The sequence below is a fragment of the Streptococcus mitis genome, from assembly GCF_005144795.1.
In the GTDB taxonomy this organism is placed as follows: domain Bacteria; phylum Bacillota; class Bacilli; order Lactobacillales; family Streptococcaceae; genus Streptococcus; species Streptococcus mitis_BB.
This window is the reverse complement of sequence record NZ_SWFJ01000015.1, coordinates 18,204-30,083: the sequence shown is the minus strand read 5'-3', so window position 1 is coordinate 30,083 and position 11,880 is coordinate 18,204. Positions and strand designations below refer to the sequence as shown.

The window sequence follows — 11,880 nt, the reverse complement described above, 5'->3', positions numbered from 1 at the left end:
TTCGCTTCATTGATAGCATTTACGGCTGCGATGGCTGCTTTCGCTACTTCGGCTTTCGCTGCTGCTTTTTCATCGTCTGACAATTTAGCGTTCTTATCAATTGACGCAATCTTAGCTTCTGATGCTGCTTGGATGGCTTCTAGAGCTTTTTCTTTACCTACTGGAGTTACTGCTTCTACTAAAGCTTGTTTCGCTGCTTCTAATGCTGCTTTCTTCTCATTAACTTTATTTAAAGCTTCTTTTACTTGAGCTACAGTTGCATCTGTATTGTCAATAACTGTTTGGGCTGCTTGAATCGCTTCTTGGGCAGCTGTTTTCGCATCATTATATGTTTTTGCACTATCTGCAGTTTTTCCTGTTGTTGGATCTGCTTCTGTTGCTAAAGTATTTAATGCTTCTTTTGCATTTTTTAAAACTGTTTTATCAACTTTTAATGCCAGTTGCTTAGATAAGATAGCTTCTAATGCTTCTTTATATTCTACTGTTTTCTTAACATCAGTACTTGTTACAAGCGTCTTAATATTTTCTAATTCAGCCAAATATGCAGCTTTTGTTTCATTTGTTTTTCCATCAGTATCTGCTGATTCCGTTGCTTTTAATTTATCGTAAATACGAGATAGTAAATCTTTTGCGATTGTACCAGTATCTTGATCAACATTGAAATCTGATCCAGTAACTGGAAGTGCATAGTGTCTATATGGTGATTGATATCCCATTCCTAAGTGAAGATTATCTGCAGAGCTAATACGTACTGTATACTCAGTAACACCTTCAGGTAGTTCAATCTCCTTACTTTTAAATGTTCCTCCCGTACCATTTGGTTTATTATTAGCTATTTTTGCTTCAAGCTCCGCTTTTGTTGGGAGTGGAGTTCCTGGTGTACTAAAGCTTTGAGGACTATTTTTTCCATCACTTGCTTTTACTACCGTCATCTCAGTATTTGTTTTGGATACTTCTGGTGTAAATGTCTGATTATATAATTTTTCTTCTTGTCCATTACGGTTAATAATTACTTCTACTTTATATTATGCTTTAGTACCATCAATATCTCCAGTATATCCAGTCCTAAATGACACAATAACTTTAGATCCATGTTCTTTTGAATAGGCTTTAAATGTTTTTTGAATTCCATCAAATCCTTTAACACCTTTAGCTATTTTATTTCCTTGACCAGTAGAAACATAAGTAGAATTATCATAAGCTTCTTCTGTGCTACTAGCCTTTGTTCTTACTTTGGATAGGAATAACATATAGTCACTATCTCTATTGAAAGACTGTTCTAATACCCATGTAACATATGATTTAGTACTATCTGCCCATACTGTATTAACAGTTTCAATTGGAAATACTCCAGCTTCTGTTTTTCTAGCAATTGCAAATTTACCATTATCGCCAACTGCCTTCCATCCACCGAATTCATTAATTTCTTTAACACTACCTTTTTCAACGTTTAGAGCATTTCCTAAAGTATCCATATCTTGAACTTTTTTATTATTTTCAATTATATTTGGTAGATTTTTTAATTCATTCGATAATGTCTCTAAATTCGCATCAGCCGCAGGTGCTGTATAAGTTTGATTCGCAGTAGGATCCGTATTCGTTGTAGCCGCATCCGTACGGAATGGATTATTGGCATCCAATGCTTTCCCATTACGTTCATCTCTAGAACCTGAGTTTACAATAGAATTAGACTGCAAAGTCTTTTCAGTGCTAGCATTTTTTTTGCCTTCACTTCCTTTGTCACTTGGATTATCTACTGCTTGTTCTTTTTTCTTTTCAGATTTTGTTTGCAATTTTGATGTCGCTGTAATTAACTGTCTATATGCTACAGTTAATTCAGTTTGAGTTGTTGCAGTGCTTAAATCAGTTCTTGCTTCTTCTAAGACAGTTCTAAGATTGTTAACGCTTTCTTCTGTCTTAGTAGCATATGTTCCTTTAGCAAACTTTCCATCAATTTCTCTGATTAAATCTGTTAATTCTTTCTTATCTAGAGTCCCCACCTTCTGAGGTGCTGATTCTGGAGAAGGACTATTTTCAACTTTTGAAGGTTGAGTATTTGTCTCTACTGTTGCAGCAGGACTAGTGGCTACTGTGTTCCCTTCGTAGGTCCCATTCTGGGCATTCTGATCTTTAGGTTGCTGTGCTTGAGTCTCCCCATTAGTTGAAGGCACCCCTTGCTCTGCAGCAGATACTGCTCCATTTCCTAAAAACATGAACAATGCAGCTACTGCGACACTAGCTGCACCAAAGCTGACCTTACGAATAGAAAAACGTAATTGTTTTTCACGATCGTGTTTACCTTTATGAAACATCTAATTTCCTCCAAAATAAATATTTGTATCACGCTTTATAATACACTTTTATTATAATAATTCAATAGCTGCTATTTCATATTTTTTAATATTTTTTAATTTATTATAATTTTTATGCATACATATAAACATAAAAGTGGTTTTATTCCATAATTAGAGTAGTTCTTGAAATAAAAATTATATTGTCAGAAATATTAAATTTTCACAACATTTATAAAAAGGTTGGATATTTCCCCAACATTCATACATATTTACTTGATTTTCTTAGCTAGCATGGTCGCAAAGCGTAGTTGAATACGATTGCCATTTTCGTCACGACGGTGCAAATGGCCTGGATTTTCATTGTACTTAACCAATTCCCAGGCCTTGTAATAGTCTGCCAATTCTCCTTCTTTAAAGGTGAATGGGAAGTTCACTGAACAAGGATAATCCTCCGTGTCCATGGCACAGACGATAAGATTGTAGCCACCAATAGTGGTTTTCTCCTGCATATTTTTAATAATTGCAGGAATGCGGTCTGCTTGCAAAAACATCAAAACAACTGTCGATACGATGAAATCATAAGCTTGCCCAATGCTAGCTGAATTGATATCGTAGAGACCAACAGGCATGTCCAGGTCTTCTTGCTCCACAATGCTTTGTAAGATTTCAAGGGCCAGTTCATTTTGATCCACAGCTGTCACATCAAAACCTTGCTGGGTTAGAAAGAGGGAATTACGCCCCTGACCACAGCCCAAATCCAAGACTTTCCCTGGTTTTACTGTCTGCATAGCCTCTAGGACCTCTGAATGAACAGGATTGGTATTGTATTTCTTAGGGAAATAATCCTCAGGTTTACAATAAAATTCCAAATACCATTCCACATCGTCTGTTACAGCCTCCACTCGGTGCCAGGCTTGTGGTTTCGCCATTGGATTGTCAGCCCCCGCTTCAAAGAGATGCTCAGCTAGAACCTCGCCATCCTCTGTCAATTCAATAAACTTGAGAGTTCCTTTTAGAACAGTAATCTTGCCCCAAGTCCCAACCTTGGTATTGTGTTTTTGCTGAACAGCCTCTGGCATGGTTTCTTTAGTCCACAAAGGCATACGTTTATAGGCAACTAATTTTTCCATCTTCATTCCTCTTTTTATCGCTGATTAACAGCTTTCATCACGCGCGCAATGTCGCGATTCTGCTCACGACGTTTGATTGACTCCCGTTTATCATAGTCATGCTTCCCTTTAGCTAAACCTAAAAGGAGCTTGGCATAACCATCTTTGATATAAACTTTAAGAGGAACCAGGGTCATTCCTGTCCCTTTAGTCTCTTGTTCTAATTTTTGGATTTGTTTCTTATGGAGCAGGAGTTTACGACGACGTTCTGGTTCTTGGTTCCAGATATTGCCCTCTTCGTAAGGAGCGATATGAACATTGCTCAGCCAGACTTCTCCATTTTTTACTTGGGCAAAGCCATCCTTGAGATTGATTCGAGCAGCTCGTACACTCTTGATTTCAGTTCCAGTCAGGACCATTCCTGCTTCTAGCGTATCTACGATTGTATAGTCGTGGCGCGCCTTTTTATTTTGCGCGACGACCTTTCCCTCGCCCTTTGCCATGCTTGGCTCCTTTCTTAGCTACTTCCTTGTAAAAAGGTTTCTTTCCTTTTTTCTTCTTGTCTTTTTGTGAATGCTTGCGCTTATCATTTGAGCGTCCTGATTTTCTCTTATCTTCCTTCTTATCTGAACGACGACTTGAACCACGCCCTCTATCATTACGATTAGACTGTTTCAAGCCTTTTTCAATCACATCAAACTCACTTGGGATATAAGAGAAGTCAATTTCACCCGTCATCTTATCAGCTCTTTCAACCCGAATGCGAATCTGCTGTCCGACACGGAAGGTTGTTCCCGATTTCTCCCCACGAAGAGTCAAATCACGTTCGTTGAAATGGTAAAATTCAGGTAGATTTGTGATGTGAATCAAGCCTTCAACCGTGTTTGGCAATTCAACAAAGAGACCAAACTTGACAATGCTGGACACAACCGCATCGTACTCTTCGCCCACGTATTCTTCCATATACTCAGCCTTTTTCATGGCTTCGACTTCACGCTCAGCCTCAATGGCACGACGCTCACGGTTGGAAGACTGAGTCGCAATCTCTGGAATCACTTGTTCAAAATGCTCGGCTATTTCTTTAGAACGACCGTAATCACGAATCATACGGTGAACAAGAAGGTCTGGATAACGACGAATCGGACTAGTAAAGTGAGTATAATAGTCAGCCGCTAATCCATAGTGGCCGTGATTGTGCTCCGAATAACGAGCCTGCTGCATGGAGCGAAGAAGCATCATGGATAATACATCTGCATAAGGTTCTCCCTCAACAGTACGCATGATGTCTTGGAGGGCCTCCTGGCTAATCTCACTGGCAGTCCCATAAATGCGCAAGCCAAAACTCGAAGCATAATCAATAAACTTCTGAACCTTTTCAGCCTTTGGCTCCTCGTGAATTCGATAGATAAAAGGTAAGTCCAGCTTGCTAAAATGCTCGGCAACTGTTTCATTAGCCATCAGCATAAAGGACTCAATCATGCGCTCGGCAACACCACGCTGACGAAGAACGATATCAACAGGTTTACCTTGCTTATCCACTAAAATCTTAGCCTCATTGGTATCAAAATTGAGAGCACCACGTTTCATACGCATGTTTTCTAAAGTTTCATGAAGCCTGGCCATGAGTTCGATACTTGGAACAATTTTCTGATATTCTTGTCTCTTTTCCTCATCGCCAGCTAGGATATCATTGACATCGCTATAGGTCATACGGAAGCTAGTCTTGATAACTGTTTGTGTAATGGTATAGTTGACCACACGACCATGTTTATCAATCTCCATAATGGCAGACTGGGTCAGGCGGTCAACTTGGGGATTGAGGGAGCAAATTCCATTAGACAGTCGTTCTGGAAGCATTGGGACCACACGGTCTGTCACATAGACAGAAGTCGCACGATTAAGGGCTTCCTTGTCAAGGGCAGAGCCCTCAGTTACATAATAGGAAACATCTGCGATGTGAACTCCAAGCTCCAAATTCCCATTTTTTAAAGCCTTGATATGCACCGCATCGTCCAAGTCTTTGGCGTCAGCACCGTCAATGGTAAAGGTAATCTCATCTCTTAGATCCAGACGGCCTTCCATATCCTTTTGAGATGGAACATCAGGCACACTTTCTGCTTCCTTGACAACAGCCTCTGGAAATTCTGAGACAATGTCCATAGACTCCAAAATCTCAAGAACATCAATTCCGACATCCGTTGAATGCCCCACCACATCGAGGACACTAGCGACAAAGAAATCATGTTTCTTGCTTGGGTATTTATCGATAAAGACCTTGAGAACTTCTGTTCCCTCTAGTTTTAGAGCTGGTTTCTTAACGTAAATCGGTTGGTTGATTTTCTGATTTTTTGAGCGGATGTAACCAGCATACTTAGGCTTTTCCTGATCTAGAACGATTTGACCTACAACGGTTGTTAAACTGTGTTCTAGAATATCGATAATTTTGGCTTCTGCTGCTGTTCCCCTATTGCGGTCAGCGACTTTCTTGATGACGACCTCAACGGTATCGCCATCAATAGCATAGTTGACATCGTTTTTCCCTACAAAAAGGTCGTCCTCCTCGCCTTCTAGACTGACAAAACCAAAGCCATTTTTATGAGCATGAAAAATCCCCTTGAGAGTAATCTCGTGTTTTTTCTTGGATTCCAAGGTCAAAGTTCCATCTTCTTCAAAGCGTATCTGGTGCTTTCTTTCCATTAGGGACAAGGTTTTAATCAACTCACGAAAATCCTTGGAACCATCTTTTTCCAAAGCCTGAGCCAAGTCATTGACAGTTACCTTTTCCTTGTCTTGTAAATATTCTTTTATTCTATCTTTCATATTTTCTTTCTAGATTTTTTATTTTCTTTTACTGTAAAACCTTCTCAAATATCTTTTAAAAATAAAAAGAGGCAAAGACCTAGTCCTGCCCATTATTTTCTTATCTACTTGATAATACCGTCAATGCTAAGGCAATGGCTAGCCAGAAAAAGACTAAAATCCCTGTCAAACGCTGCATTACAGCTTCAAAACCGCGTGCTTTACTGCGTTCAAACAAATCACCTGAGCTGGCATCAAATACATTGCTGGATTGGTTTTTGGTTGGTTGCATGAAAATCGCAATCATAATCACAACAGATAATACTAATAAAATGGTTAATAATAGGTTATACATATCAAACTCCTTAAAATCCCTATTATTTTACCATAAAATCTACTTAGATTCAAGATGTAGGGTTACTTTTCTTTCCTTGGGACAATACTTTAAAACCTCGATCTTGTCTGGATGAGTTTTTGAATTTTTACTGGTTAGGTAATTGATACTGCCACAAGAGGAGCATTTGAGATTAATTTTTACTCGCACTAGATTTCCTTTACTTTTGATAATACTCTATTTTTAGCTACATTTAATAAATAATGCTAAGATACTTCTTCTAAGCTAATCTATTAACTGACTCTCAATTATTTTAAGTTGAGTAACTACTTGACTCACAAGCTGATCACGACTGCCATTGTTATCTAGAACATAACTGGCCAAATCTTTCTTTTTCTCTAAAGGCCACTGGGCTGCCAGACGAAACTCAGCTTCATCTTCGGACAACTGGTCCCTTTTCATTAAGCGTTCTACTTGGACATCTCGGTCCACATAGACCAACCAAGTCTCATCAAACCAAGAGACGTAGTCCTGCTCAAAAAGTAGGGGAATATCCATGAAGAAAATCTCTTCTGTCTGAGCCAATTGGTCTCTCAAAGTAGCCAGTTCCTCACGGATAATCTCTCCTTGAATTTGCTTAGACCATTCTCGTTCATCAGTATTTGAAAAGATGAGACTAGCTAGGAGAATGCGATTGAGTTCTCCATTTTCTAAGATAATTTTTTGACCAAAGTGCTGGACTAGAGCTTCAAACAGACGACCACCAGGTTTCTGTAGTTGGTGGACGACTGCGTCGGCATCCACTACTTGAAAGCCTTGCTTTCTTAGAAAATTTGTCACTGTTGACTTACCAGAGGCAATTCCTCCTGTGATTCCGATGATTTTCCCCATCAGCTCCTCCTTTGGCAGTTTGGACAAAAGTGGGTGCCTCGTCCACCTAGTTGGATTTTCTCAATGATGGTGCCACAACGTGAACATTCTTGACCAGCCTTGTCATAGACTTGATGAAAATCCTGCATGGTTCCATCTTCCCCAAAGGCATTGGTATAGGTCCGAATGGTAGAACCACCTTTTTCAACAGCCTGTCCCAATACAGCAATGGTCTGGTCATGAATAGCTGTCGCTTCTGCTGATGTCAAAGTCTGGGAAGGTCTTGCTGGATGAACCTGAGCTCGCCAGAGAACCTCATCCACATAGATATTGCCAAGTCCAGCTACCAAAGTCTGGTCTAAAAGATGGGATTTGATAGGCTTTTTGGACTTGGATAGGGCAGCTTGAAAGACCTGCGCATCAAAGTCTTGTTCGCTTGGTTCAGGACCTAATTTTTTAGAAATAAAGTAGGCTTCCAAAAGGTCAGGAGCCAAGAGTTCCATGGTTCCAAACTTGCGTACATCCTCATAAACAAGCGTGCCACCATCTTCAAACTGAAAGAAAACATGGGCATGCTTTCGTTCAGGAACCTGGTCTGGATAATAAAAATACTTGCCTTCCATTCGCAGATGGGAAATCATGACCTTGTCTGTCAGGTAGAAAAGTAAATATTTACCACGACGTCCCATTGACTCAACAACTTGACCAGGCACTTCCTTGCGAAACTCATCCAAATCTGTCTTAATCATCTTGGGATAGCGAATTTCTATACTCGAAATCTTCTTTCCCAAAATCAATTTTTCCAAGCTACGTCGAACAGTTTCAACCTCAGGTAATTCAGGCATAAGTCCTCCTTCTGTAAAAACAAGAAGCAGGCATGAGCCCACCTCTACTTAGTATTCTTTTTCATTATAGCCAAAGTCAGCCAAATCTAGCTTTTTATCGCGCCAGTTTTTCTTGACCTTGACCCAGGTTTCTAGGAAGACCTTGTCTCCTAGCATGAGTTCGATATCACGACGGGCCATACTACCAATTTTCTTAAGCATAGCACCACCTTTACCGATGATAATCCCTTTTTGGCTATCTCGCTCGACCATGATAGTTGCGCGGATATGAACCTTGTCTGTCTCTTCGTCTCGTTTCATAGAATCCACAACTACTGCGACAGAATGCGGAATCTCTTCACGAGTTAGGTGCAAGACTTTCTCGCGAACCATTTCTGAAACCAAGAAACGTTCTGGATGGTCTGTGATTTGATCAGACGGGAAATACTGGAATCCTTCATCCAGATTTTCACTCAAAATATCCACTAGACGAGACACGTTATTGCCCTGAAGGGCTGAGATTGGAACGATTTCCTTAAAGTCCATCTGATTTCGGAAATCATCAATCTGAGACAAAAGCTGGTCTGGATGAACCTTATCGATCTTGTTCACCACCAGAATCACAGGAACCTTGGCAGCCTTGAGACGCTCGATAATCATATCATCGCCCTTACCACGCGCTTCATCAGCAGGCACCATGAATAGGACAGTATCCACTTCACGAAGGGTACTGTAGGCAGACTCAACCATGAAATCTCCGAGAGCTGTTTTAGGCTTGTGAATCCCTGGTGTGTCGATAAAGACGATTTGTTCCTTATCAGTCGTGTAAATTCCCATGATTTTGTTGCGCGTTGTCTGCGCCTTGTCACTCATGATGGCAATCTTTTGCCCCATAACGTGATTTAAAAAGGTTGACTTCCCAACGTTGGGACGTCCTAAAATGGCTACAAAGCCTGATTTAAAAGTCATAATTTCCTCTTACTGTTTAAAATAATAAATCCCAGATTCGTGGGAGAAAAATCAATGCGCCTGTTAAGGCTGCAAAAAGAGAGACCACTAATACCGCACCAGCCGCCATATCCTTAGCATTTTTAGCCAGCATGGAAAAGTGATAGTGACTGGCCAAATCCACCACATTTTCGATAGCAGAGTTGATAATTTCAAAGGCTACTACCAAAAAAATGCTCAATAGGAGAAAGAGCCATTCGATTCGTGACACCTGAAAAACAAAACCTGCAAGAATGACTACAAGAGCCATCACTGCATGTTTTCGCATATTGCGTTCTTCCTTGATGGCAGTAAAAATTCCTGTGAGGGCAAATTCTAAACTGGATATCAGGTCACGATTTTTCCATTTTCGTTTATTGTCTTGTAAGTCCATAGGCTGTCAAAATTTCTTCTTGTAAACCGAACATCTCCGCTTCTTCTTCCGGAGTGTAGTGATCATAGCCGTTGATATGTAAAAAGCCGTGTACTGCCAAGAAGCCCATCTCACGCTCAAAGCTGTGGCCATATTCCTCGGCCTGCTCATGTGCCTTATCAATAGAGATGAACAGTTCCCCAATATAGGCATCAAACTCAGACATCATCTCTGCCAATTCTGGATTTTCAAGTAAATCCTCTTCGTCAAAGGCAATGTCCAACTCTGGCTTATATTCAAGGCTGATGACATCTGTCGGACGATCTGTGTCACGGTACTCCAGATTGAGTTCATGACTACGTTCATTGGTCACAAAGGTAACTGCCATCTCCTTGTCTTCTTTGCCTAATTTTTGGGCTGCAAATTCCAAAATTTCTTGGGTTTGTTGCAAGATTTCTTGTGAAACTTGACCAGTTTCATCTACCATTTCAATATACATGTGCTTCTCGTTTCTCTTTACTTGGCTTTATTATACCACATTTCCATGATTTTATTCTACCTTTTTGATATAATACTATGGAATACAATCACAAGGAGAGAACGATGTCATTTGACGGATTTTTTTTACACCACATGGTTGAGGAATTGCGAAGAGAGTTAGTGAACGGTCGCATCCAGAAAATCAATCAGCCTTTTGAACAAGAGTTGGTCTTGCAAATCCGCAGCAATCGCCAAAGCCATCGCCTGCTCCTTTCTGCCCATCCTGTTTTTGGACGCATTCAGCTGACCCAAACAACTTTTGAAAACCCAGCCCAGCCTTCTACCTTTATCATGGTTTTGAGAAAGTATTTGCAGGGTGCCCTGATTGAATCAATTGAGCAAGTGGAAAATGACCGAATTGTGGAAATCACGGTTTCCAATAAAAACGAGATTGGAGACCATATTCAGGCTACCTTGATTATCGAAATTATGGGGAAACACAGTAATATTCTACTGGTCGATAAAAGCAGTCATAAAATCCTCGAAGTTATCAAACATGTTGGCTTTTCACAAAATAGCTACCGTACCTTGCTTCCTGGATCGACCTATATCGCTCCGCCAAGTACGGAAGCGCTCAATCCTTTCACGGTCAAGGACGAGAAACTCTTTGAAATCCTGCAAACACAGGAAACGACAGCTAAAAATCTTCAAAACCTCTTTCAAGGTCTGGGACGCGACACGGCAAATGAATTGGAAAGGATACTGGTTAGTGAAAAACTTTCCACTTTCCGAAACTTTTTCAATCAAGAAACCAAGCCATGCTTGACTGAGACTTCCTTCAGTCCAGTTCCTTTTGCAAATCGGGTGGGAGAGCCTTTTGCCAGTCTTTCTGATTTGTTGGACACCTACTATAAGGATAAGGCTGAGCGCGACCGCGTCAAACAGCAAGCCAGTGAACTCATTCGTCGTGTTGAAAATGAACTTCAGAAAAATCGCCATAAGCTGACAAAACAAGAAAAAGAGTTACTGGCGACAGACAATGCTGAAGAATTTCGCCAAAAAGGAGAATTGCTAACAACCTTCCTCCACCAAGTGCCTAACGACCAAGACCAGGTTATCCTAGACAACTACTACACCAACCAACCTATCACGATTGCGCTTGATAAGGCTCTGACTCCCAACCAGAATGCCCAACGCTACTTTAAACGTTATCAGAAATTAAAAGAAGCTGTCAAATACTTGACTGATCTGATTGAGGAAACCAAGGCAACCATTCTCTATCTGGAAAGTGTGGAAACTGTTCTCAACCAAGCTGGGCTGGAAGAAATCGCTGAAATCCGTGAAGAATTGATCCAAACAGGCTTTATTCGCAGAAGGCAACGGGAGAAAATCCAGAAACGCAAAAAACCAGAACAATATATAGCAAGCGATGGCAAAACCATCATCTATGTCGGTAGAAACAATCTTCAAAACGAGGAGCTAACCTTTAAAATGGCCCGCAAGGAGGAACTTTGGTTCCATGCCAAGGATATCCCTGGAAGCCATGTTGTCATCTCAGGCAACCTAGACCCATCTGATGAAGTCAAGACAGACGCAGCAGAGCTGGCCGCATACTTCTCTCAAGGTCGCTTGTCAAATCTGGTGCAGGTAGATATGATTGAAGTCAAGAAACTCAACAAACCAACTGGTGGAAAACCCGGCTTTGTCACTTACACAGGACAAAAGACCCTCCGTGTCACACCAGACCCAGAAAAAATTGCATCCATGAAAAAATCCTGATTTACTTGAAATCAGGATTTTCTTTTGCATT

The 11,880-nt window shown here is 40.6% G+C and carries 11 protein-coding genes and 1 pseudogene; 1 reads left to right on the top strand and 11 read right to left on the bottom strand.

Annotation, left to right across the window (positions count from 1 at the left end; all coding sequences use genetic code 11):
* The 11 genes and pseudogenes from FBF73_RS10275 to ybeY all read right to left on the bottom strand — a co-directional run.
* Positions 1 to 2,312 (bottom strand): annotated as a pseudogene (locus FBF73_RS10275) (YSIRK-type signal peptide-containing protein); the annotation flags it as partial.
* A 251-nt stretch (positions 2,313 to 2,563) separates the two neighbouring features.
* Positions 2,564 to 3,424 (bottom strand): SAM-dependent methyltransferase TehB, encoded by an 861-nt coding sequence (gene tehB / locus FBF73_RS09390; RefSeq protein WP_136937658.1) that lies wholly within the window; start codon positions 3,422 to 3,424, stop codon positions 2,564 to 2,566.
* Positions 3,425 to 3,438: 14 nt separating this feature from the next.
* On the bottom strand, positions 3,439 to 3,906 hold the full coding sequence (smpB, locus tag FBF73_RS09385; RefSeq protein WP_001051750.1) for an SsrA-binding protein SmpB: 468 nt from the start codon (positions 3,904 to 3,906) through the stop codon (positions 3,439 to 3,441).
* Positions 3,869 to 6,223 (bottom strand): ribonuclease R, encoded by a 2,355-nt coding sequence (gene rnr, locus FBF73_RS09380; RefSeq protein WP_136937657.1) that lies wholly within the window; start codon positions 6,221 to 6,223, stop codon positions 3,869 to 3,871. The genes smpB and rnr overlap by 38 nt, the downstream gene beginning before the upstream one ends.
* 100 nt (positions 6,224 to 6,323) lie before the next feature.
* The gene (gene secG / locus FBF73_RS09375; protein ID WP_136937656.1) at positions 6,324 to 6,557 is read right to left on the bottom strand and encodes a preprotein translocase subunit SecG; all 234 of its coding nucleotides are present in this window, start codon (positions 6,555 to 6,557) and stop codon (positions 6,324 to 6,326) included.
* A gap of 39 nt (positions 6,558 to 6,596) precedes the next feature.
* Positions 6,597 to 6,746 carry a 50S ribosomal protein L33 gene (gene rpmG, locus FBF73_RS09370; RefSeq protein WP_001809104.1) on the bottom strand — a complete coding sequence of 50 codons (150 nt, stop codon included), beginning with the start codon at positions 6,744 to 6,746 and terminating at the stop codon, positions 6,597 to 6,599.
* A gap of 75 nt (positions 6,747 to 6,821) precedes the next feature.
* A complete protein-coding gene (gene coaE / locus FBF73_RS09365; protein WP_136937655.1) occupies positions 6,822 to 7,427 on the bottom strand; it encodes a dephospho-CoA kinase in 606 nt (201 codons plus the stop codon).
* Positions 7,427 to 8,251 (bottom strand): DNA-formamidopyrimidine glycosylase, encoded by an 825-nt coding sequence (gene mutM / locus FBF73_RS09360; RefSeq protein ID WP_084924523.1) that lies wholly within the window; start codon positions 8,249 to 8,251, stop codon positions 7,427 to 7,429. Before mutM ends, coaE begins: the two co-directional genes overlap by 1 nt.
* A gap of 48 nt (positions 8,252 to 8,299) precedes the next feature.
* Positions 8,300 to 9,199 (bottom strand): GTPase Era, encoded by a 900-nt coding sequence (gene era, locus FBF73_RS09355; protein ID WP_000143264.1) that lies wholly within the window; start codon positions 9,197 to 9,199, stop codon positions 8,300 to 8,302.
* Between the two features lie 16 nt (positions 9,200 to 9,215).
* Positions 9,216 to 9,611 carry a diacylglycerol kinase family protein gene (locus FBF73_RS09350; protein WP_136937654.1) on the bottom strand — a complete coding sequence of 132 codons (396 nt, stop codon included), beginning with the start codon at positions 9,609 to 9,611 and terminating at the stop codon, positions 9,216 to 9,218.
* A complete protein-coding gene (ybeY, locus tag FBF73_RS09345) occupies positions 9,592 to 10,089 on the bottom strand; it encodes an rRNA maturation RNase YbeY (protein WP_084878075.1) in 498 nt (165 codons plus the stop codon). Before ybeY ends, FBF73_RS09350 begins: the two co-directional genes overlap by 20 nt.
* Positions 10,090 to 10,193: 104 nt before the next feature.
* Here ybeY and pavA point away from each other — a divergent pair, with 104 nt between their 5' ends.
* Entirely contained in the window at positions 10,194 to 11,849 is a 1,656-nt protein-coding gene (gene pavA, locus FBF73_RS09340) for an Rqc2 family fibronectin-binding protein PavA (RefSeq protein WP_136937653.1), read from the top strand.
* Positions 11,850 to 11,880 lie beyond the last annotated feature (31 nt).

Bases quoted from the DNA above. Each gene is read 5' to 3' on its own strand.
- tehB (WP_136937658.1), bottom strand. From the start codon at position 3,424: ATGGAAAAATTAGTTGCCTATAAACGTATGCCTTTGTGGACTAAAGAA.
- smpB (WP_001051750.1), bottom strand. From the start codon at position 3,906: ATGGCAAAGGGCGAGGGAAAGGTCGTCGCGCAAAATAAAAAGGCGCGC.
- rnr (WP_136937657.1), bottom strand. From the start codon at position 6,223: ATGAAAGATAGAATAAAAGAATATTTACAAGACAAGGAAAAGGTAACT.
- secG (WP_136937656.1), bottom strand. From the start codon at position 6,557: ATGTATAACCTATTATTAACCATTTTATTAGTATTATCTGTTGTGATT.
- coaE (WP_136937655.1), bottom strand. From the start codon at position 7,427: ATGGGGAAAATCATCGGAATCACAGGAGGAATTGCCTCTGGTAAGTCA.
- mutM (WP_084924523.1), bottom strand. From the start codon at position 8,251: ATGCCTGAATTACCTGAGGTTGAAACTGTTCGACGTAGCTTGGAAAAA.
- era (WP_000143264.1), bottom strand. From the start codon at position 9,199: ATGACTTTTAAATCAGGCTTTGTAGCCATTTTAGGACGTCCCAACGTT.
- FBF73_RS09350 (WP_136937654.1), bottom strand. From the start codon at position 9,611: ATGGACTTACAAGACAATAAACGAAAATGGAAAAATCGTGACCTGATA.
- ybeY (WP_084878075.1), bottom strand. From the start codon at position 10,089: ATGTATATTGAAATGGTAGATGAAACTGGTCAAGTTTCACAAGAAATC.
- pavA (WP_136937653.1), top strand. From the start codon at position 10,194: ATGTCATTTGACGGATTTTTTTTACACCACATGGTTGAGGAATTGCGA.